We start from the raw sequence: 19,036 nt of genomic DNA on the forward strand, positions 1-19,036 counted from the left end.
CTCCACTTCCAATATCATAAAAAACTCATGCTACTAGCGTAACATGAGTTTTTTATCTTTACGTAAATAATTTAATTAGCATGCTGAGAAGAATACCTACCGCACTAAAGTCCGAATCTCCAAATGTTGTGCCTTTAAAACCTAACGACGCGAGAACAGGCAGTAAAATAGCCGGTAAAAAACTAATTAAGATTCCATTGGCAAATGACCCGACCACTGCTCCTCTTCTTCCCCCCGTCGCATTTCCAAATACTCCGGCAGCTGCTCCCGTAAAAAAGTGCGGAACGAGGCCTGGCACGATAATACTTAGCCCAAATAGAGGCAAAAAGAACATTGAAATGAGACCAGCGATAAAGCTTGAAAAGAAGCCAATGACCACTGCGTTAGGAGCAAATGGAAACACAGTTGGACAATCTAAAGCTGGAATGGCATTTGGTACCGCTTTGTCAGCAATTCCTTTAAATGCTGGTACAATTTCTGCTAAAAGCATACGAACACCCGCCAGCACGACATATACTCCTGCTGCAAACGTGATAGCTTGAATGAGCGAGTACACAATAAAGTTTTGACCCCCGCTTAATTTTGTTTCGATAAATGCAGGGCCTGCAAAAAGTGCAACAACAATAAATAAAACGGTCATGGTCAGTGAGACAGAAACGGATGTATCCCGAAGAAATCCTAAGGATTGAGGAACTTTAATTTCTTCTGTAGTTTTTTCGCGATTTCCTACTCGCTTGCCGATAAACCCTGCTACCAAGTAGCCTAGGGAACCAAAATGACCAACGGCAATATCATTTGATCCTGTAATTTCACGCACATAAGGCTGAAGAAGTGCAGGGAATAAAACCATTAAGGTACCTAATAATAGCGCACCGATCAAAACCAAAGGTGCTCCCGTTAACCCGCCGGTAGATAAAATTGCTGCAATCAAACAAGCCATAAACATGGTGTGATGCCCAGTTAAAAAGATATACTTAAATTTCGTGATGCGCGCGATAATGATATTTACAATCATACCTAAAAGCATAATCATCGCTGTTTCTGTACCAAACGTTTGTTGAGCTACAGCTACAATTGCTTCATTATTAGGAATGATGCCTTCAACGGAAAACGCTTTATTAAACATTTTTCCAAACGCTTCAAGTGAAGCAATTAGTATATTAGCTCCTGCTCCTAATATAAGAAAACCCATAATTGTTTTTAAGGTGCCTGATACAATATCTGCACTTTTTTTCTTTTGAAGCAACAAACCGATTAGTGCAAACAACCCTACTAGAATAGCGGGTGTTCCTAATATATCTTTCATAATTAAATCAAACATGGCTTACGCCTCCACGAAGTATTTTTGCAGTGCTCCTTTAATTTCCGCTTGATTTAAAATGTTTTGCAGCGCCACGACCGTGCGAGTGCCATCATCCAATTGATTTACAATATCTGCAGATCCTAAATAGATATCTGCCTGCTCCGTTTTACTAGTTGTTAAATCCGTATGAGATACCTGTGCTTCAACACCAAGTTCTACTAAAATTTTCTTTACATTCATTTCCACAATAAAACTGCTTCCTAAACCGTTTCCGCATACAACTAAAATCTTTTTCATTTTTCATCTCTCCTTTTAATTTGAGTAAGCTTCAATTAACGCAAGCATTTCTTGTTTTGTTTTCATTGCAATAAGCTTGTCAATATTATCGTTTTCAGATAACATCATCGAAAGCTGAGACAGTGCTTTTAAGTGGGTTTCATTATCAGTAGCAGCAAGTACAATAATCAGCTGCGCTCCGTGCTGCTTTTCAGTAGAAAAATAGACGGGCTCCTTTAAACGAAGCATGCTCATACCCACACGATTTACACCTTGTTCCGGCCTTGCATGAGGGAGCGCCACTTTTGGCGCAATAACAATATAAGGACCTAACTGTTCTACACTTTTGATCATCGCTTCTACATAAGAAGGTTCAATATATTCGTAGTTCAGCAAAGGCTTGGCAGCCAGCCTAACGGCTGCTTTCCAGTCATCTGCTGAATCTGTAAGCTGCAAGAATGGCTCCTGCAATACTTCATGCAACATTGGCTTTCTATCCTCTCTTACCATTTTTTTAGATTGCTGTATAACGAGTTTTAAATTAGCTAACAGAGCTTTTTCGTCTTGTATATTTGCATGCTGCTTGATAATACCCATGATGGCTTGAGTCGTTAGCTGAGAGGAAGCTGGTTCAACCAAATCGATTAATCTCCGCTTTTCATCATCTGTTAAAATAGGATTCACAAGCATCACATTCATTCGCTTTTTTAACGGCGCAGTTGTAATAACTAAATCATAGCTTTCCTTAAATTGTTCATAGTCCCTTACCGTCATCGGCCCTATCAATTCAGCGTCTGTTAGCAGTTGTTCAAGCTGATACTGAAGCATGCGAGACGTTCCAATTCCATTGGCACAAACAATAACAATACGCTTTTGTTTTTGCCTTCCCGCTCGTTTTTTCATCCATCCTCCAAAATGAAGAGCAAAATAAGAAATTTCGTCTTCATTAATACGTGTTTGAAGGCTTTTTTCCAAAGGAAACAATGCTTTTTTTGTCAATTCCACTATATCCTGATATTTTGTTTGAATAGCTGAAAGCATAGGATTAGGGAGATGAATATTATAGAGAAGCCTGTAATAAGCAGTTTTCAAATGAATATATAAATTTTGTTCAAGCCGGTTTCGATCTTCGAATACTACACAAGCATAGGCTTGAAACCGTGATACCATTTCTTTTACAATGCTTCTTATCCAATCATCACTATCTGCTTGATTTACTACATTTACTTTTGCACTTAGTAAGACAGTGGCAAGATAGTGCTTTTCTTGTGATGGAAGCCCAAATCCTAAAACGCTTTCAATTCCTTGCAGCGCTTTATATTGCCTGGTTTTTTCTAATTCGTCTTTTCTAGTAATCAAGGAGTCTACATAGCGCTTGCTTTGAATACGCTGAATACAGCACGTGAGCATATAGGCTAATTGCGTCAGCATCTTGTCTGTAAACGCCATTCCCAGTTTATCTTCACACTCTACAAGCCAGTTATAAATCATTGAATATTCGTAATCTGCTTTCATGACTCTTTTCAACAACTCTTCTTGATGTTGACTTAATAATTCTGTGATGTGTATATAAAGCAAATTTCGAATGCCGCTTTCAGATCCTTTTACTTCGTACCCATCTTTATAGCTATATGTCAAAGATATGCCTTTCTTCGCCCACTTGTTTTTTAAGTCTTTAATATCTTGTAAGACAGTGTTGCGACTAACTTCTGTTTCATCCATGAGCTGCTGAGTTCCGATTTTCCCGCCTCGAAGTATACACATCAAAGCAACGTATATTTGCCGGTCCTCAACTGATAAGTAAGCAGATGGCATAACATGAGAAATTTGTTTAGCAACTTGGTCCTTTGCTTGATCGTTTAGAAAAAAGCCTTTCCCATATGTGTACTGAACAAACTCTAATTCTTGCTGACACAGCCAATCGTTAATTTTCTCAATATCGTAATAGATGGTACGTCTTGACACTTGAAACTGTTTCATTAACTCTTGTACTGGTATAAATGTTGCAGCTTGAAGCAAAACTTGCAATACGGCCGTACTGCGTTTGTCTAACACATGAATCACCTTCAGTCCAATTCGTGCACAAATTGAAATACTTACTACGCTTTATGCTTTTACTATACTACGGGTCTCGCAAAATGATTAGACCGAATTCACCCACATACATTGTGCAAAAAATGTACTCAACAAAAAAAGAAGTGCTGTATGCACTTCTTTTAGGGGTTAATCTTTAGTCTGCTGTTCCTTTGCTTCTTCAATCGCTTTTTTTAAATGTCCGTCATGTTTAACAAGCAGCCGGTGCACTTCATCACCTTCTATAGAAGTAAGAAGCGCAAGGATAGCAGCTTTTGGCGTTTTGTATGTTTGTAAACTTTCCGCTGCCTCTTCTGATGAGACACCTGTTAGTTCTGCAATAATATTTTTAGCACGCTGTACGAGTTTATCGTTGGTCGGCTGTACGTCTACCATTAGATTGCTGTAGACTTTACCAATTTGAATCATAGAAGCGGTCGTTAGCATATTAAGAACAAGCTTTTGGGCAGTTCCGGCTTTCATTCTTGTAGAACCTGTTACAACTTCCGGCCCTGATTCTGCTACTATTGCATATTGTGCTTCTTGTTCCATAGCTGATTGAGGAGAATTTACAACGCAGCCCGTTACTGTCCCCAGGCTGTTTGCATACGCAAGCGCTGAGAGTGTATAAGGAGTTCTTCCACTTGCAGCTATACCTACAAGAATATCTTTATTTGATAAATTAATCGCTTTCAAATCTTCTATCGCTTGTTTCTTATTATCTTCTGCTCCTTCTAACGCATGACGGAGCGCTTTGTCTCCCCCGGCTATGATCCCAATTACTTGTTCGGCAGGTGTACCGAATGTTGGTACACATTCAGATGCATCTAATACACCTAGCCGCCCGCTTGTACCTGCTCCGATATAAATAAGACGTCCGCCTTGTTTAAAAGCACTGACAATTTCATCTACTAACAGAGCAATAACAGGCAGCACTTTATTGATCGCCTGAGGCACTTGATGATCTTCTTCATTAATTTTTTTTACAATTTCCAGACTTGATAATTCATCAATGTTTAAGGTTTGCGGATTGCGTTTTTCTGTTAAGATATGATTTAAGTTCACTGTGATCCCCTGCCTTTTCCACCATCATTTTTTCTCTATTTATACTTCTTCATGAACAGCTGATAAGCTCCTTTAGCAGATGATACTCGCTGTGTTGCCCACTGGATATGCTTTATTTCTTTTTCACATGTTTTTTTGTAAACATCAAACACTTCTGGAACTTCCGTTAAAATGCTGCCTTTGCATACCAGCAAGCAGCTCCCTTCAAACCGCTGTTTCTTATATAAATGAAGAGTCATGTTCGCAAGGTTCTTTCCAGCCTGTTGAAGAATGTCACTTGCTTCTTGTTTATGATTTCTCGCTTGATTTACAACAAGCGGAGTGAGTGAAGCAACTTCTGATTTAGGAGATGAATAGACAAACTTTTTTATATCGTGTATGGTATCTGCTTTTACATGTTGCAAGATTGTCTGACTAAGGCTGCTGTAAGGACGGCTTTGATCGTGCTCTTTCGTCAGCAATATCAGTGCTTGAAGACCAATCCAATATCCGCTTCCTTCATCTCCAAGAAGGTGCCCCCATCCTCCTCCGTATTCGTACACTTCGTCTTTTTTCCCAATGCTGACGGCTCCAGTTCCTGCAATGGTTAAAATCCCGTCCTTTCCATGCAGTAGTGCTTCATGCGCAATCATGGCGTCATCATATAAACCTACTTCTACCTGATAACGATTGTAAAAATATCTTTTTATTTCTTCTTTAGATAATGCTTTACTTCCAGCAAGCCCTAGTGAAATGCCTTTACATGTATGACCAGCAAGCGCAGTTTTGCACGCCGTAATACATTCATCAATATGAGTAATAGCCGTGTTGTAATTAATGAGCAAATTTCCATAGCCGCTTTTTGAAGCAGCGAGCTCTTGACCGTCTAAGCTATACGCAACGCCTTCTGTTTTTGTTCCCCCGCCGTCGATACCAATAATATAGTCCATTTTATCACCGCTCACAAAAAGCAAATTTGTCCCATGGCTGCAGTTCATTTAGTAAAAAAATTTCCTCTTCTGCAATGCGTCCTACTACGTTTGTTTTACCTGAGTTTTCCATGTCTAACAGTGCAATTTGCAGCTCTCCTTTGTACTGTCCATAGAGTTCATTTTCTATTAAAATATCGCCTCTTCGAATGGAAGGAGTATGTGTAGACTTGAATTCTTCTTTTTTATATTTTACTCGGCTTTGCGTAGAGCGAATTAAATAATCAGATACGTCTCCGCGGTAAAAATGAAACTCTTCCAGCACAATTTTTTTCTCAAGCTCAGTAATCGTATCATACAGGGTCACGTTAAAAGTAAAGCGCTCTTGCTGAACAACATCACGCAGCGCCTTCATCTCTTCTTCCGATGCATACGCATTGGCGATAATTGCACAATCAATTAACTCCGTTTTAAAAAGATGCTTAGCCTGCACATCAATTGGAAGCGTGCGATGCATTTCAAGCGTACAAAGCCCTTCAGTAACAGGCCACGGTCCAAAAGTAGCGCTTGGTGAATTAATAAAGGCCGCTGTTTCAAGGCTATGTTCTTTAAACAATGCTGAACACTTCAAAAAGTGATCATACGACAATCCTGCGTACCGATGAGGATAGAAATTATGCGATCCCAATAGCTGTTTTCGATTTGGCCGGTAACTTAAAATATTATCCACATACTTCGTCGCATTGCTCATATTAATTTCAATTTTTAAGCCGTATGGATTAAAGGTCATAATGGACTCTTCATTTCCCGTATACCCTAGATCAAGACGAATAGCATAAGCCCCTAATTCGTGAAAGAAAGATAGATCATCATAAGAAATGCCAAGCGCTCCAAATACGCGAGGAGCGATATCCACTACTACTTCCATCTCTAGCTCATTGGCAAACTCAATAATTTCTTTAAAATTTGCCATTACTTTTTTCTGATCACCTTCAACAGAAAGCAAGCACGTAAAAATACGGGTAAATCCGTATTGATGCGCAAGTGCTATATACGCTTTATCTTTTTCCACAGTCGAATGTTCCGGGTAGATCGCAATACCTAGCTTTTTCATTGATTTTCGCCTTCTTTTTTAAATTTTTTGATAAGCTTAATCATATGCTCAATTAATTTTTGCTCCGAAATAGCCGTCATTAAATGATCTTGGGCGTGAATTAAAAGCAGCGACTTTTCAATTGTTTTTCCGTTTAATTCACGTTGAATAAGGGCAGTTTGCGTTTTATGAGCATGACTGAGCTCTTCTTGAGACTGCTTTAAAAGTTCGTCAGCTTTATTAAAATCATAGTCTTCGGCTGCTTCTAACGCTTCGTATGCCAGTGACCTAGCATTTCCTCCGTATGCAATAAGTTCAAAAATCTCATTTTCCATATTTGCTGCTTCTGTCATTTCTTCCATCCCCTTTTTTATAGTGGCACAGGCGTAATGTTTCCTAATATTACAGGAGACAAGGCGCCGGTTGCGCTTGGTACATTACTTGGATAACCTGAAAGTGTTTCATTTGCGAGCACCGCAAAAGCTACGGCTTCTTTTGCTTCTGAAGACATTCCTATTTCTTCTTGGGTATACACACGGCACCGCTTCCCTAGCTGCGTTTTAATCATATTCATCAGCGTATTGTTATAACTTCCGCCTCCTCCAATAATCACTTCGTCAATAGAATAGACAGGAAAAATAAATGTTTCATAGTGATGTACAATGGATGATGCCGTGAACATCGTAATCGTAGCTAACAAATCTTCTTTTTTATGTTTGCCATATTTCTCTAGCAGTCTCCTTGTGTACTGTGTACCGAACAGTTCTCTCCCCGTCGATTTAGGAGGAGAAAGCTTCATGTAATCATGATTCATACAGTCTTCTAAAAGCTCTGAAATAATCTTTCCTCCAGCTGCTAAACGCCCATTTTCATCAAATGAAACATTAAAAAGCTGCTGACACGCTTCATCTATCATCATATTTCCCGGCCCCGTATCAAAAGCTACTACAGGTATAGGAGAGTGTTTTGGCGGAATCAACGTTACATTCCCAATACCTCCAATGTTTTGAAGCAGCCTTGTACGGTCAGCGTGGCTGTACAAAATCCGTTCCGTGTGAGGAACGAGCGGAGCACCTTGCCCGCCCGCTGCCATGTCCATCACCCTGAAGTTTGCCACTACCTTCGTTTTGGTTTCATAAGCAATAACAGCAGGCTCTCCAATTTGGAGTGTAGACATCGCTGTATTTCCTGAAGCATACGGCTGGTGGTAAATGGTTTGCCCATGCGATCCGATGACATCTACATGTTCAAGAGAAAATTCGGCTTTTTGGCACAATCTTTTCACTGCATCTGCAAATGCATAGCCCAATTTAAAATTTAAACTGCAGATCAGCTGCACATTTGAAGATTCAACAGAAATAGCCTGCTCAATTTCCCTTTTTAACTGAGAAGAAAACGGCATAGTAATGAAGTGAAGAAGCTTAACTTTACTTTCATAGCCGCTTCCTTCAATTTGAACAAGAGCTGCATCAATTCCATCAAGTGACGTTCCTGACATAAGTCCAACAGCATACATACTACGCGTTCACTTCCTTAAAAAAAGCAGGTAAATACTTGCGATGAGCTTGAAGCAGTTCGTCTAAGACCGATTTGGCCAGCTCGTCACTTGGAACAAGCGGATTAATGGTCAGGGCAACCAGTGCTTTTTCATAAGACCCTGTAACCGCAGCTTCTGCGCCTACTCGTTCAAACGATTTAATTTGCTGCACAAGTCCATTCACTTCTACCGGAAGTTCACCGACAGCGAGTGGTACTGGTCCTTGCTTTGTTACCACACAGTTTACTTCAACTGCAGATTCATTTGGGAGTGAGGAAATAGCGCCATTGTTTTTTACATTTAATGTTTGAATATCGCCTTTATCGTTATAAATGGATGAAATCAAATTACATGCGGCATCGCTGTAATAAGCACCTCCTCTTTTTTCCAGCTGCGGAGGCTTACTTTCTAGATTTGGATTTTTGTAGAGTTCGAAAAGCTCGGCTTCTAATACTTTGACCACTTCAGCGCGCGTAGTACCTGACTGAAAGGCCAGAAGCTCTTCTGCTAATATTTCTTTTGTTTTATAGTAGTAGCGGTGATAAGGACATAAGATCACGCCAAGAGCTTCCAAGAAATCCGCTTGCCACGGAATAGGAGCTATGTTTCTCATTGTTACTTGGGACTTTGGATTACTTAATCGCTGAATGACTTCTTTTGTTACTTCCTCTCCTTTGGCATACACATGCAGTCCATATACCAAGTGATTTAACCCTGCAAATTCAATGTAAACATCTTCTTTTTCGATTTGAAGCAAGCTGGCGATTGAGTTTGTCATATGTACAGGCAGGTTGCAAACCCCTACTACTTTAGAATGCTTTCCGTAGCGAAGCAGCGCCTCCGTTACCATACCTGCAGGGTTTGTAAAATTAATAAGCCAGGCGTTTGGACAAATTTCGTGTATTTCCTCGGCAATTTTCAACAAAACCGGTATCGTTCGCAAGCCCTTAAATAATCCCCCCGCCCCGTTTGTCTCTTGACCAATCATTCCGTACTTAAGAGGGCGGCGTTCATCTTGAATACGCGCATCAAGCTGACCTACTCTAAGCTGTGTTGTTACAAAATCAGCATTTATCAACGCCTTTTGTCGATCAAGCGTTAAATGAATTTCCATATCAACACCTGCTTTTTTGACCATTCTTCTCGCAAGTGCCCCTACAATTTTAAGTTTCTCTTTTCCTTCTTCAACATCCACAAGCCATAGCTCTCGAATTGGAAGCTCATCATATCGTTTAATAAACCCTTCGACCAATTCCGGTGTGTAGCTTGATCCTCCCCCTATTGTCACTACTTTCATTCCTTGCCCCTCCTTGTTAAAAAACGGCTAAATATGTAACGGCTGTGCACCCTGTCCCGAGCATAACAAAGCGTATACAAACGGCGGTTTTAGATAAAGCTGCTGCTGAAATCCGAATGGAAATAAATGTTGTAAGCAGCGCTGCTGATAGACTTGTAATCGCAAATAAACTATGCTGCGCTGATAGACCAGCATACTGCAGCAAAGGTGTAAAAATAACGTTGCAAAGAATCATGGTTAGGAGAAATAAAAACACAGTTTTATATCGAAACCGAACAAACATTGACCCTCACTCCTATTAAAGAGATAGAAGCCAAACAAGTTGGCTTCTCTTTTTTTACATTTGAACTGAATTATCGGATGGTGCAACCGTTGCTTCATCGCTTTTTTCCATTTCAACCATCTTTCGATCATACATTTTAAAGAACGGAAGATAAATGACAACAGAAATAGCAATATTGATAACGACTAGCACAACCGCCCGCCAGTCTCCTCCTGTCGATAGATATGCCCCAATCGGCGCCGGAAGCGTCCAAGGAACCATTACGTAGGTGGGAGTAATAAGACCTGTTGCCGTTGCTGCGTATGAAATGATCGTCGTAATAATCGGGATGATGATAAATGGAATAATTAAAATAGGATTTAAGACAATTGGCAAACCGAAAATAATCGGTTCGTTAATATTAAAAACCGCTGGAATAAAAGACGTCCTAGAAAGCGCTTTCGAATATTTAGATTTTGAGAAAAACAGCATCGCTAAGGCGAGGCCCAGCGTCGCTCCAGATCCTCCGATCCAAACAAACCACTGAAAGAACGTTTCAGGTGCAATATACGGAAGTGTGGAGGCTCCGTCTGCTACCGCTTCAGCATTTTTGGCTAAATACACTTCCCATACAGGGCGTGCCACTGTCCCAACAACAGAGACGCCGTGAATTCCAAATGACCAGAAAAACGTAATTAAGAAAACCGGTATTAACACTCCTGCTAAACTATCTCCAGCTTCTACAAGCGGAGCAACTAGTTTATCAACTAAATGGTGAAGATCGATACCTAAAACAATGGTAATAATCGTCATAAGTACAACAACAATCGCAACCGGAATTAGTGCTTCAAAAGACCTCGATACCGAAGGCGGCACTTGTTCCGGCATTTTAATGGTGACATTTTTTGCTTTACAAAACCTGAGAATCTCGACCGATAAAATCGATACAATCATCGTTACAAATAAACCGTGACCTCCAAGGTTTGTCATTGGAAGCATAAACCCTTCTTCTTCAATCAGCTTTGGAGTCACCGTAAGAAGTAGTGCAGCTACTGCAATTTGCGCTCCTGACAGCGGATCGAGATTATAGCTTTTGGACAAGTTGTACCCTATCCCAAAGGCTATATATAAAGACATGATAAACATCGTTACTCGATACGGTATTAAAATATTGGCGCTGTTATCAGCTGCCCATTTTGCAATTGTGCTATCTTGCGGCACAGGCGGAAATGCTAGAATCAAGAAAAAACTTCCGATAATGATAAACGGCAAAGCAGAAATAACGCCATCACGAATGGCTTGAAGATGCCGCTGTTCTGATAGCCTGGCCATAGGTCCTGATAAATTGTTCTCTAAAAACGACACAAATTTGCTCATATACCCTTTCCCCCTCCATGTTCTCCCCTTGTGTAATAAACCCCTTTTCTATTTAAAAAGCAGGAATACACCTGCTTTCCTCAGCTAACGAGCTGCTGAACCGTTTTATAAAGCGTCGGACCTCCAAGCGGCGTATAAGCCTGCGGCGGAATCGGACCACATGGAACAGAAGCTTTATCCGCTTCCGCTTTCACTGCGTTAAACCGGTGGCGAATCTGCGGTGCAACCATTACAACATCCCAGCCTTTTTGAATTTCTTCTGCTACTTCATTTGTCCCAATTGCCAGCACTTCCATATCCGTTCCGTGCTTTTGTGCTTCCGTTTTTAATGCTTTTACCACAATTGAACTTGACATTCCTCCAGAACATACAAACAATACCTTCATTTTCTCGTTTCCCCCTACCTCTTTATTTTTTGGATTACATTATGTGTATCGATTATGCGTTCAAATACTTGATTGCCTTTTTGAATACATAACCGTATAAACATCGCATCTACAACGGCTAACTGAGCAATACGAGCGCTCATCGTTCCAATTCGGATATGCTGTTCTTCTACTGAAATAGTCAGCAGAATATCAGCTAATTTAGAAGCTGGTGATGACCCGTGTTGCGTTAGCAAAATAACCGCTGCCCCTTTATCTTTGGCTATTTGCATCAGCTCCACCACTTCTTTTGTTTGACCGGAAGTCGATACTACAAACAGCACATCATCTTTTGTCATATTCGTAGCCATCACCATTTGAACATGACTATCTAATGAAAACAGCGCTGAAATATCAATTCGAAGCAGTTTATACTGCGCATCTAGCGCAACTACAGATGATCCCCCTGCTCCATATAAAAACACTCGTTTCGCTCTATGAATAGCTTCCGCAGCTGCATCAATTGCAGAAGAGCTCACTAAACGACTTGTGTTCATAAGTGCGCTCATACTTTTGCTCATAACTTTTTCAAGCACGGCTTCGGTCTCGTCTTCAAAATTAACCGGCAGATTCGGCAGCTGCTCTTTATTCACCTTATGGGCATCTTTTGCTAATTCAATCTTTAATTCTTTAAAACTATTGATCCCTACACGCTGACAAAAACGAATAATCGTAGCTTCGCTGCACTGACACTGCTTAGCTAGCTGTTTGGTCGTTAAGTTCAAGGTGGTCGTAGGATTTTCTAACACGTAATCAGCTACTCTTCCCTCAGCAGGACTGTAATGATTCATTTGTGCATCGATTAAAGTAAGTACGGAAAATTGGCGCATGAATTCCTCCATCGTTAAGTAACGTATTTATAAAATATTCTTTAAATTACCATTATTATATTTTTTCTGAAGTTTAATTTCAATATTTTTCTGATATTTTCAAAACTTTATTTTATTTTTCAGAATATTTTATTAAAATCTATTGTGAATATAACGACCGCATGCTATATTATGAAAGAAATTTTATCTCAACCAAAAAAGAAGGAGGAACGAACATGCATATTAAAAAATGTATAGGAAGCATCTTATTTTTACTGCTGTTTTGTTCGAGCGCGTTACCTGCTAAAGCAGACGTACCTACCACGTATCAAAAGCGGGAGCTTCGAGCCGCTTGGATTGCAAGCGTATACAATATTGACTGGCCTTCTCAGCCTGGTCTTCCGGTTGAGCAGCAGAAAAAAGAGTTTGCCTATTTGCTAGATGAAGTAAAAAAAATGGGGATGAATGCTGTAGTCGTTCAAATTAAACCCACCGCTGATTCCTTTTATCCGTCGAAATATGGCCCGTGGTCAGAATATTTAACGGGTACACAGGGAAAAGATCCCGGCTACGATCCTCTGGCTTTTATGGTGGAGGAAGCACATAAGCGCAACTTAGAATTCCACGCATGGTTCAACCCTTACCGCATTACCATGAATCATACTGATTTAAACAAACTTGCCGATAATCATCCTGCTAAACAACATCCTGATTGGGTCGTCTCCTACGGAAAACAACTCTACTATAACCCGGGTATTCCAGAAGTAAAAAACTTTATTATTGAAGAAGTGCTCGAAGTCGTAAGAAACTATGATATTGATGCTGTTCATATGGACGACTACTTTTACCCTTACAAAATTGCAGGGCAAACGTTCCCAGACCAAAAAACATATGAAACCTACGGTGCTCAAACATTTTCGAATATTGAAGACTGGCGGCGAGACAATGTTAATCAGCTTGTTCGAGATTTAAATACGTCTATTAAAAAAACAAAATCATACGTGAAGTTTGGTATCAGTCCGTTCGGCGTGTGGAGAAACATCGCTAATGATCCAACTGGCTCTGAGACTACTGCTGGACAAACAAACTACGATGATTTGTATGCCGATACGCGTACGTGGATTCAAAATGGATACGTTGATTACATTACTCCGCAAATTTATTGGAATATCGGATTTGAACCCGCTGCTTACGATACGCTGCTTAACTGGTGGAGAGATGAAGTTCGTGGAAAACCAGTTCACCTTTATATTGGACAAGCTGCTTACAAAATTAATAACAACGCGGTAGAGGCATGGTCTGATCCCGATGAGTACCCAAGACAAATTGCTCTGAATCACCAATTTCCAGAAGTACACGGGAGCATGCATTTTAGCCTGAAAGATTTGAACCGAAACCCACTAGGAATAAAAGATAAGCTGCAAAACGATATTTATAAACATCCTGCTCTTATTCCATCAATGCCTTGGCTTGATGATATGGCCCCAAAAGCACCAAAATTAAAAAACGCGGGTCCTCATACAAAAGAAGCAGCGTTTGAAATTCGAGATCATCAGCAGAATGATTCCGCATATTATGCTATTTATCGCTTCCAGGGCAATAAACGAGGCGACACCAACAACGCAGAAAACTTGCTGACGACCGTTCGGAAAACAGGAGAAACACAATTGTTTGCAGATCAAAGCGCACTCAAAAATCAAACATACACATATGTTGTAACCTCTGTTGACCGTTTGCATAACGAAAGTGCTGTTTCCCGCACGCTTATTGTAAAAGCATCTCATTAAAAAAGGTTCTATAGCAAAATGTATGGTAGGATAAAGAAATCAAATGATGCTTTATCAAGCCATTCTGTTAGAGAAAGTAGTGAAAAAAAGATGGAACCAAACTATGACCGCGCCTTTGGCGTATATGGAATTTGTATGCGAGATGACAAGCTGCTTGTTATTCGAAAAAATAGAGGGCCGTATATTCATCGCTTTGATTTGCCAGGCGGACAGCTAGAACACGGCGAAACATTAACAGATGCGATGAAAAGAGAATTTGTTGAAGAAACAGGCTTTGAGATTAACATTGTTTCTCAAGCGGGTACAACGGATTTTCAGTATCCCTGTAAGTGGAAAGAATTTACCCATGTACATCACATTGCCGTTTTTTATCACGTAGACATTGCCGGCGGTGAGCTTCTTTCCAACCCCGTCCAGTTTGAAGGACAAGATTCTTTGGAAGCATTGTGGATCGCACCGCAAGATCTTAACATCGATAATGCTTCTCCTCTTGTTCTAAAAGCAGTGGAATCTTTAAGCTTATTATCCTGGCCTTATGAATCTCAGATTTATGATGAATGGGAACTTAAAACCTCCGAATGATGATAGTGACTAAACAGTACTTCTTGAATATCGCAGGCTTAGCCTCTGTTTAGGGCAAAATCAGAAAATATGTTTAATTTCTTTCTAATGGTGGAACAGACAAGTAACACTACTTAATCACTAATAGAAAGGAAGATTAAAATGAGTAAAGGTTTAGGAGATAAAGTTAAAGGAAATGTATCAAAAGCTAAAGGTGAAGTAAAAGATCAAGTCGGAAATGCAACGAATAACCGCGACCTTCAGCGTGAAGGAAAAGCTGAGAAAGCAAAAGGAAATGCTCAAAAAACAGTAGGCGAAACAAAAGATACATTTAGCAATAAATAAAAAAGACGAGCTTAATGCTCGTTCTTTTTTTATTTAATAAGCTGATTTAAGCTTTTAATGGTTACGTTTGGCTGCAATTCTTTATGTTCAGCTACATTTCCTTTTCGGTTGACCCAAGCCGTTGCGAACCCGTAGTTTTTAGCACCGGCAATATCCCATGTATTCGATGACAAAAATAATACTTCTTCTCTTTTTGCGTTCATTTTATTTTTTGCATAGTGATAGCTTGCCATCGTAGGCTTGTACTGTTTGATTTCGTCTACGGAAATAACGTCTTCAAATAAATGATTCATGTTGTGATAAGAAACAAGCGGATCAATCATGTGCTTAGGACCATTCGTAAAAATAGCCAGACGATATCCTTTTTCTTTTAAATAGGCGAGCACCTCTTTGACCTCATCGTAGACATTCAGCTTCATATAAGCACTCATCAGCATTTTTTCTTCGTGTTCCGTTAAATCAATATCATTTGCTTCTGCTGCATATTTCAGGGATTGATTTGTTAATGTATAAAAGTCAACGTATCGCCCCATCAGCTGATATTGCATTGCGTATTCAATTTGCTTCAAACGCCATAAATGGCTAATGCTTTCTCCCCGCTCCGGATACAGCTTATCACACGTTTCAATAACGGTATGTACATCAAACAGTGTTCCATATGCATCAAACAAAATTGTTTTAAATTTCATCTGCGTTCGCCTCCTTCTTTCATTTTACCCACTCGTAAAAAAACATAACGTTTTTTCTGTTAAAAAAGAGGCATATTACCAGCTGAGGTATACTCATTTCTTATGAAGATAAAAAAACAGCAGGCTCTCCTACTGTTTATAATCCCACACGACTTTCCATTCTCCTTTTTCACGAACAGCATACACTTTCTGCACCAAATCAAAGTTTCCATATTTCCCTTTATACGTTTGGATAACGGTCATTTCGTAAACAACAGGAAACGCTTTACGATCATTTTCCATCTTCCAGCTCTTTCTTTTGTCAACATCTTCAATGGAATACGTAAAGGTGTCTACCCCGAAATGATTGAGAAATACGTGTGCACGATCTTGTATGTATGCACCTTTTGTCCACTTCTTTTTCATGGATGAATGAAAAAGGTTCCATGATTCCGAAAAGTTTCCTTCCTGTTCCAGCGTATAAAATTCTTTTACGGCAGATTTGGCTTGATGACTTGGAGAAAAGAATGTAAATTGAAACATCCAAACTCCCAGCGCAATAACAGAAAGAAACACAGCTACTCCTAAACTTCGCTTCAAAAGCAGTGTTTTTTTTCGATACAAGTAAAAAGCCCCTTTATCAAAAATGCAGTATACAACAGCTTATTCGATATCGAGGCTTTTTAGTATTGCTGAACTAAACTTATGGGGCATATCCTCAAAAAAAGAGAGTGAGACATACCTACATACATGAAATCTACGTTCACCTTAACCATAAAAGATCCGAACGATTCATCGTTCGGATCTTCCTTCAACTAAAATACGTTTGTCTGAGCCTCTTTCGTCGCTATACAATGTGAAACGCCATTTGCATGGCTGCTAAAAAGCCTACGAATACAAGGCCGGTCACGAGACCCTCTTTCCAATCTGGGCGGTCCCCTCGAACAAATTTAGCAATATCATACGATAGCATTGCTGCTAAAAAAATCGATAAGACAATATACAGCGGCTCCATCTTTTATCACCCACTATTTCTTTTCTTCAGTGTAACAACTTTTTCATAAGTATGCATGTAAGAAAAACAGCTTAAAATTCTTGACAAATGTGTGAAATTTCTCTTTTTTATGCATAAACTACTTAAAAGCGCGAAAGGAAGATGCCGTTTGTCTGCTTTTAATCCTCAGCAATTTAGCGTTACATACCGGCAAGGAAGCACGCCCACCTTTCCTTTTATTGGGCGCCGCTATACGCTCACTCATTCTGAACAAACAGATGATTTATTTCTTTGGATCGATGAAAAGTTTGCTGTTGATCAATTAAATGAGCAGCGAAATGAGCTTTTTGCCGAATGGCTCCACAAAGACGGTGTTGATACGCTGTATGTATACGTATTTATTGGAAATGAACAGACGGAAAAGTCTGTTCAAGCTATACGCTATGCTATTTTCAAACAAGAAATGCCTTACTTGCTAAAAGCATTGCGCTACGGTGATGCCACGTTTTTCAACGCTCACCCTGCTCTAGATCGTTCCCCCATTTACGTACATTTTCATTCCAGCGACAAAGAATTTCATTCCATTCGATATTTTCAAACGCCTTCTCACTATGCCTAAGCATATGAGAAGGGATCTTTCCTTCGTTAATCTCCTGTTTTCCAAACTCCATTTCTTCTAGGGTCTCCCGCTCCTTCCATTTGTTTATCTTGAAAATTAATGGTTAACGCTTGGATACCTCCATAAAAGACATCGCTTTCCTTTGTTTCTATTCGAAACGCAGAAGGAATATTTTTTGTATTTAAATCAGGCTCTACATAAATAGCCGAATCGTCAAAAATAAATCTCGGTTCATTTACAGCTTCTTGAAGCGGTTCATTTCCTTCAAGATTTTTAGAAAGTACCTGAGTTAAAATTTGAGGAATCCGTGTTCCGCCCGGAGAACCTATTCCCATCGCCCACTCGCCTTTTTCTCTTATAATAGTTGGAGCCGTAAAAGTTCTTGCTCTTTTTCCTGGCTCACGATTATTCGGTTCTTTGCTTCCAAACGTATCAGCATTGTTATTAAGAAAAAAGCCGTCAACTTGTTCGCCTGTACCAAAGAAGTTACTTAACGTATTGGTTGTTGATACAACGGTTCCTTCTGAATCAATAACCACAAAATGTGTTGTACTTTCGTGTTCTTCATCGCCTTCACCTGAAGAGCGTGTCGGGTGATTGACCAGGCTTGTTATATAATCATCACTAACTAATTCACTTGAGTTATGATGATGAAAGTCAGGATCTCCGATTTGTTTTAATCGGTCTGAGTAAGCTGCTTTTTTAATTCTGTTCATCGTTTCGTAATAGTCTTTGTCAGGCATTGTTTCAAGATTTTCTGTCTCTGCCATTTTTAACATTTGAATAAGTGTAATTCCAGAAAAAGGCGGAGGCGCTGAAATCACTTCCGTTCCATTGTAAGTAGACACCACAGGCTTGGTTTCTGTCACTTGATAGGAAGATAGGTCTTTTTTAGAAATAGGTGTTGCATCAGCAAGATCTTGTGCCACGTCTCCTTTATAAAATGCAGATGCACCTTCTCGCTGAATCTTAATTAACGTTTTAGCTAACACTGGCTGCGACAGCGTTTCTCCTTCTTCGATTGCTTCTCCCTTCGGATAAAAAGCAGATAGATCATCCACATCCATCCTTCCTCGAGAATAATAAAGTCGCGAAGATAAAAGAGAGTCTACTTCAAATCCTTTTTCAGCGTATTCAACAGCGGGCTGAATTAAATCACTCATTGATTTTGTGCCATACTTCTGCTGAATATATTCCATACCAGCGACAAATCCCGGCACGCCGTTTTTACCTCTCATAGAAGTTGGAGCGGTTTCCCGGTAATCGATAAAGGTCGCAGGCTGATCTTTTTTGGCAATCAGCATGCCTCCACCTCCGCCAATTCCAGACCCGAAAGGTTCAACTACATTGAGGGCATACGAAATAGCGATGGCCGCATCTACTGCATTCCCGCCTTCTTTTAATACGTCCATCCCTACATTTGCTGCCAGAGAATTAGATGAACTCACACCATAAGAATGATCATTATTTTTTTTAAGCAACTTTTTAGGACTAAGATCTGTACTCGATTGAGTCATAAAAAAAGCGGCTATAACGCAAATTAATAATAAAAAAGCAATAATATTAAACAACAGTAATTTCTTATTCACATCTTACCCTCCATTTTTACTTATCTGTATATTTTGTGAAGCGCTTTC

General features: G+C 39.8%; 21 protein-coding genes. 4 read left to right on the forward strand and 17 right to left on the reverse strand.

The genetic code is table 11. From position 1 onward, the window contains the following. Positions 1 to 58: 58 nt before the first annotated feature. The 13 genes from ulaA to SB717_RS04125 all read right to left on the reverse strand — a co-directional run bounded on the left by ulaA (position 59) and on the right by SB717_RS04125 (position 12,446). Positions 59 to 1,321 carry a PTS ascorbate transporter subunit IIC gene (gene ulaA / locus SB717_RS04065; RefSeq protein WP_410903299.1) on the reverse strand — a complete coding sequence of 421 codons (1,263 nt, stop codon included), beginning with the start codon at positions 1,319 to 1,321 and terminating at the stop codon, positions 59 to 61. Positions 1,322 to 1,324: 3 nt separating this feature from the next. Then, a complete protein-coding gene (locus SB717_RS04070; RefSeq protein WP_013055730.1) occupies positions 1,325 to 1,600 on the reverse strand; it encodes a PTS sugar transporter subunit IIB in 276 nt (91 codons plus the stop codon). A gap of 15 nt (positions 1,601 to 1,615) precedes the next feature. Beyond that, positions 1,616 to 3,634 (reverse strand): BglG family transcription antiterminator, encoded by a 2,019-nt coding sequence (locus tag SB717_RS04075; RefSeq protein ID WP_098620664.1) that lies wholly within the window; start codon positions 3,632 to 3,634, stop codon positions 1,616 to 1,618. Between the two features lie 168 nt (positions 3,635 to 3,802). Then, positions 3,803 to 4,717 (reverse strand): N-acetylmuramic acid 6-phosphate etherase, encoded by a 915-nt coding sequence (gene murQ, locus SB717_RS04080; RefSeq protein WP_074678852.1) that lies wholly within the window; start codon positions 4,715 to 4,717, stop codon positions 3,803 to 3,805. 35 nt (positions 4,718 to 4,752) lie between these two features. Beyond that, positions 4,753 to 5,661, reverse strand: coding sequence for a BadF/BadG/BcrA/BcrD ATPase family protein (locus SB717_RS04085; protein ID WP_410903300.1), 909 nt, complete (start codon positions 5,659 to 5,661; stop codon positions 4,753 to 4,755). Beyond that, on the reverse strand, positions 5,651 to 6,739 hold the full coding sequence (locus tag SB717_RS04090) for a DUF871 domain-containing protein (protein WP_410903301.1): 1,089 nt from the start codon (positions 6,737 to 6,739) through the stop codon (positions 5,651 to 5,653). The genes SB717_RS04085 and SB717_RS04090 overlap by 11 nt, the downstream gene beginning before the upstream one ends. Further along, positions 6,736 to 7,071, reverse strand: coding sequence for a PTS lactose/cellobiose transporter subunit IIA (locus SB717_RS04095; protein WP_013055725.1), 336 nt, complete (start codon positions 7,069 to 7,071; stop codon positions 6,736 to 6,738). The genes SB717_RS04090 and SB717_RS04095 overlap by 4 nt, the downstream gene beginning before the upstream one ends. Before the next feature lie 17 nt (positions 7,072 to 7,088). Then, positions 7,089 to 8,234: an anhydro-N-acetylmuramic acid kinase AnmK gene (gene anmK, locus SB717_RS04100; RefSeq protein ID WP_335537703.1), complete on the reverse strand. Its 1,146-nt coding sequence runs from the start codon at positions 8,232 to 8,234 to the stop codon at positions 7,089 to 7,091. A gap of 1 nt (position 8,235) precedes the next feature. Then, positions 8,236 to 9,552 carry a 6-phospho-beta-glucosidase gene (locus SB717_RS04105; protein ID WP_251461393.1) on the reverse strand — a complete coding sequence of 439 codons (1,317 nt, stop codon included), beginning with the start codon at positions 9,550 to 9,552 and terminating at the stop codon, positions 8,236 to 8,238. A gap of 16 nt (positions 9,553 to 9,568) precedes the next feature. Beyond that, on the reverse strand, positions 9,569 to 9,835 hold the full coding sequence (locus SB717_RS04110) for a hypothetical protein (RefSeq protein ID WP_074678860.1): 267 nt from the start codon (positions 9,833 to 9,835) through the stop codon (positions 9,569 to 9,571). 54 nt (positions 9,836 to 9,889) lie between these two features. Next, entirely contained in the window at positions 9,890 to 11,191 is a 1,302-nt protein-coding gene (locus SB717_RS04115; RefSeq protein ID WP_074678862.1) for a PTS sugar transporter subunit IIC, read from the reverse strand. 80 nt (positions 11,192 to 11,271) lie between these two features. After that, on the reverse strand, positions 11,272 to 11,577 hold the full coding sequence (locus SB717_RS04120) for a PTS sugar transporter subunit IIB (RefSeq protein ID WP_013082023.1): 306 nt from the start codon (positions 11,575 to 11,577) through the stop codon (positions 11,272 to 11,274). Between the two features lie 14 nt (positions 11,578 to 11,591). Next, entirely contained in the window at positions 11,592 to 12,446 is an 855-nt protein-coding gene (locus SB717_RS04125) for a MurR/RpiR family transcriptional regulator (RefSeq protein ID WP_074678864.1), read from the reverse strand. A 215-nt stretch (positions 12,447 to 12,661) separates the two neighbouring features. Here SB717_RS04125 and SB717_RS04130 point away from each other — a divergent pair, with 215 nt between their 5' ends. The 3 genes from SB717_RS04130 to SB717_RS04140 all read left to right on the forward strand — a co-directional run bounded on the left by SB717_RS04130 (position 12,662) and on the right by SB717_RS04140 (position 15,118). Beyond that, positions 12,662 to 14,212 (forward strand): glycoside hydrolase family 10-like protein, encoded by a 1,551-nt coding sequence (locus SB717_RS04130; protein ID WP_410903302.1) that lies wholly within the window; start codon positions 12,662 to 12,664, stop codon positions 14,210 to 14,212. Between the two features lie 90 nt (positions 14,213 to 14,302). Next, positions 14,303 to 14,794, forward strand: coding sequence for an NUDIX hydrolase (locus SB717_RS04135; protein WP_074678868.1), 492 nt, complete (start codon positions 14,303 to 14,305; stop codon positions 14,792 to 14,794). 141 nt (positions 14,795 to 14,935) lie between these two features. Further along, complete coding sequence (locus SB717_RS04140) at positions 14,936 to 15,118, forward strand: CsbD family protein (RefSeq protein WP_074678870.1); 183 nt, start codon at positions 14,936 to 14,938, stop codon at positions 15,116 to 15,118. 29 nt (positions 15,119 to 15,147) lie between these two features. On the opposite strand, the gene SB717_RS04145 is transcribed toward SB717_RS04140, so the two are convergent. From SB717_RS04145 to SB717_RS04155, 3 genes are all read right to left on the reverse strand, one after another. Continuing rightward, positions 15,148 to 15,807 (reverse strand): haloacid dehalogenase type II, encoded by a 660-nt coding sequence (locus tag SB717_RS04145; protein ID WP_074678872.1) that lies wholly within the window; start codon positions 15,805 to 15,807, stop codon positions 15,148 to 15,150. A gap of 129 nt (positions 15,808 to 15,936) precedes the next feature. Next, entirely contained in the window at positions 15,937 to 16,410 is a 474-nt protein-coding gene (locus SB717_RS04150; RefSeq protein ID WP_410903303.1) for a hypothetical protein, read from the reverse strand. 223 nt (positions 16,411 to 16,633) lie between these two features. After that, on the reverse strand, positions 16,634 to 16,801 hold the full coding sequence (locus tag SB717_RS04155; RefSeq protein ID WP_013055713.1) for a hypothetical protein: 168 nt from the start codon (positions 16,799 to 16,801) through the stop codon (positions 16,634 to 16,636). Positions 16,802 to 16,949: 148 nt separating this feature from the next. Between SB717_RS04155 and SB717_RS04160 the strand changes: the two genes are divergently transcribed. Further along, entirely contained in the window at positions 16,950 to 17,399 is a 450-nt protein-coding gene (locus SB717_RS04160) for a staygreen family protein (protein WP_045293206.1), read from the forward strand. A gap of 26 nt (positions 17,400 to 17,425) precedes the next feature. On the opposite strand, the gene SB717_RS04165 is transcribed toward SB717_RS04160, so the two are convergent. Next, the gene (locus tag SB717_RS04165; protein ID WP_098248580.1) at positions 17,426 to 18,988 is read right to left on the reverse strand and encodes a gamma-glutamyltransferase family protein; all 1,563 of its coding nucleotides are present in this window, start codon (positions 18,986 to 18,988) and stop codon (positions 17,426 to 17,428) included. Between the last annotated feature and the right edge of the window lie 48 nt (positions 18,989 to 19,036).

The sequence above is a fragment of the Priestia sp. SIMBA_032 genome, from assembly GCF_046535215.1.
In the GTDB taxonomy this organism is placed as follows: domain Bacteria; phylum Bacillota; class Bacilli; order Bacillales; family Bacillaceae_H; genus Priestia; species Priestia aryabhattai.

Bases quoted from the DNA above. Each gene is read 5' to 3' on its own strand.
- ulaA (WP_410903299.1), bottom strand. From the start codon at position 1,321: ATGTTTGATTTAATTATGAAAGATATATTAGGAACACCCGCTATTCTA.
- SB717_RS04070 (WP_013055730.1), bottom strand. From the start codon at position 1,600: ATGAAAAAGATTTTAGTTGTATGCGGAAACGGTTTAGGAAGCAGTTTT.
- SB717_RS04090 (WP_410903301.1), bottom strand. From the start codon at position 6,739: ATGAAAAAGCTAGGTATTGCGATCTACCCGGAACATTCGACTGTGGAA.
- SB717_RS04095 (WP_013055725.1), bottom strand. From the start codon at position 7,071: ATGACAGAAGCAGCAAATATGGAAAATGAGATTTTTGAACTTATTGCA.
- anmK (WP_335537703.1), bottom strand. From the start codon at position 8,234: ATGTATGCTGTTGGACTTATGTCAGGAACGTCACTTGATGGAATTGAT.
- SB717_RS04105 (WP_251461393.1), bottom strand. From the start codon at position 9,552: ATGAAAGTAGTGACAATAGGGGGAGGATCAAGCTACACACCGGAATTG.
- SB717_RS04110 (WP_074678860.1), bottom strand. From the start codon at position 9,835: ATGTTTGTTCGGTTTCGATATAAAACTGTGTTTTTATTTCTCCTAACC.
- SB717_RS04115 (WP_074678862.1), bottom strand. From the start codon at position 11,191: ATGAGCAAATTTGTGTCGTTTTTAGAGAACAATTTATCAGGACCTATG.
- SB717_RS04120 (WP_013082023.1), bottom strand. From the start codon at position 11,577: ATGAAGGTATTGTTTGTATGTTCTGGAGGAATGTCAAGTTCAATTGTG.
- SB717_RS04125 (WP_074678864.1), bottom strand. From the start codon at position 12,446: ATGCGCCAATTTTCCGTACTTACTTTAATCGATGCACAAATGAATCAT.
- SB717_RS04130 (WP_410903302.1), top strand. From the start codon at position 12,662: ATGCATATTAAAAAATGTATAGGAAGCATCTTATTTTTACTGCTGTTT.
- SB717_RS04135 (WP_074678868.1), top strand. From the start codon at position 14,303: ATGGAACCAAACTATGACCGCGCCTTTGGCGTATATGGAATTTGTATG.
- SB717_RS04140 (WP_074678870.1), top strand. From the start codon at position 14,936: ATGAGTAAAGGTTTAGGAGATAAAGTTAAAGGAAATGTATCAAAAGCT.
- SB717_RS04145 (WP_074678872.1), bottom strand. From the start codon at position 15,807: ATGAAATTTAAAACAATTTTGTTTGATGCATATGGAACACTGTTTGAT.
- SB717_RS04155 (WP_013055713.1), bottom strand. From the start codon at position 16,801: ATGGAGCCGCTGTATATTGTCTTATCGATTTTTTTAGCAGCAATGCTA.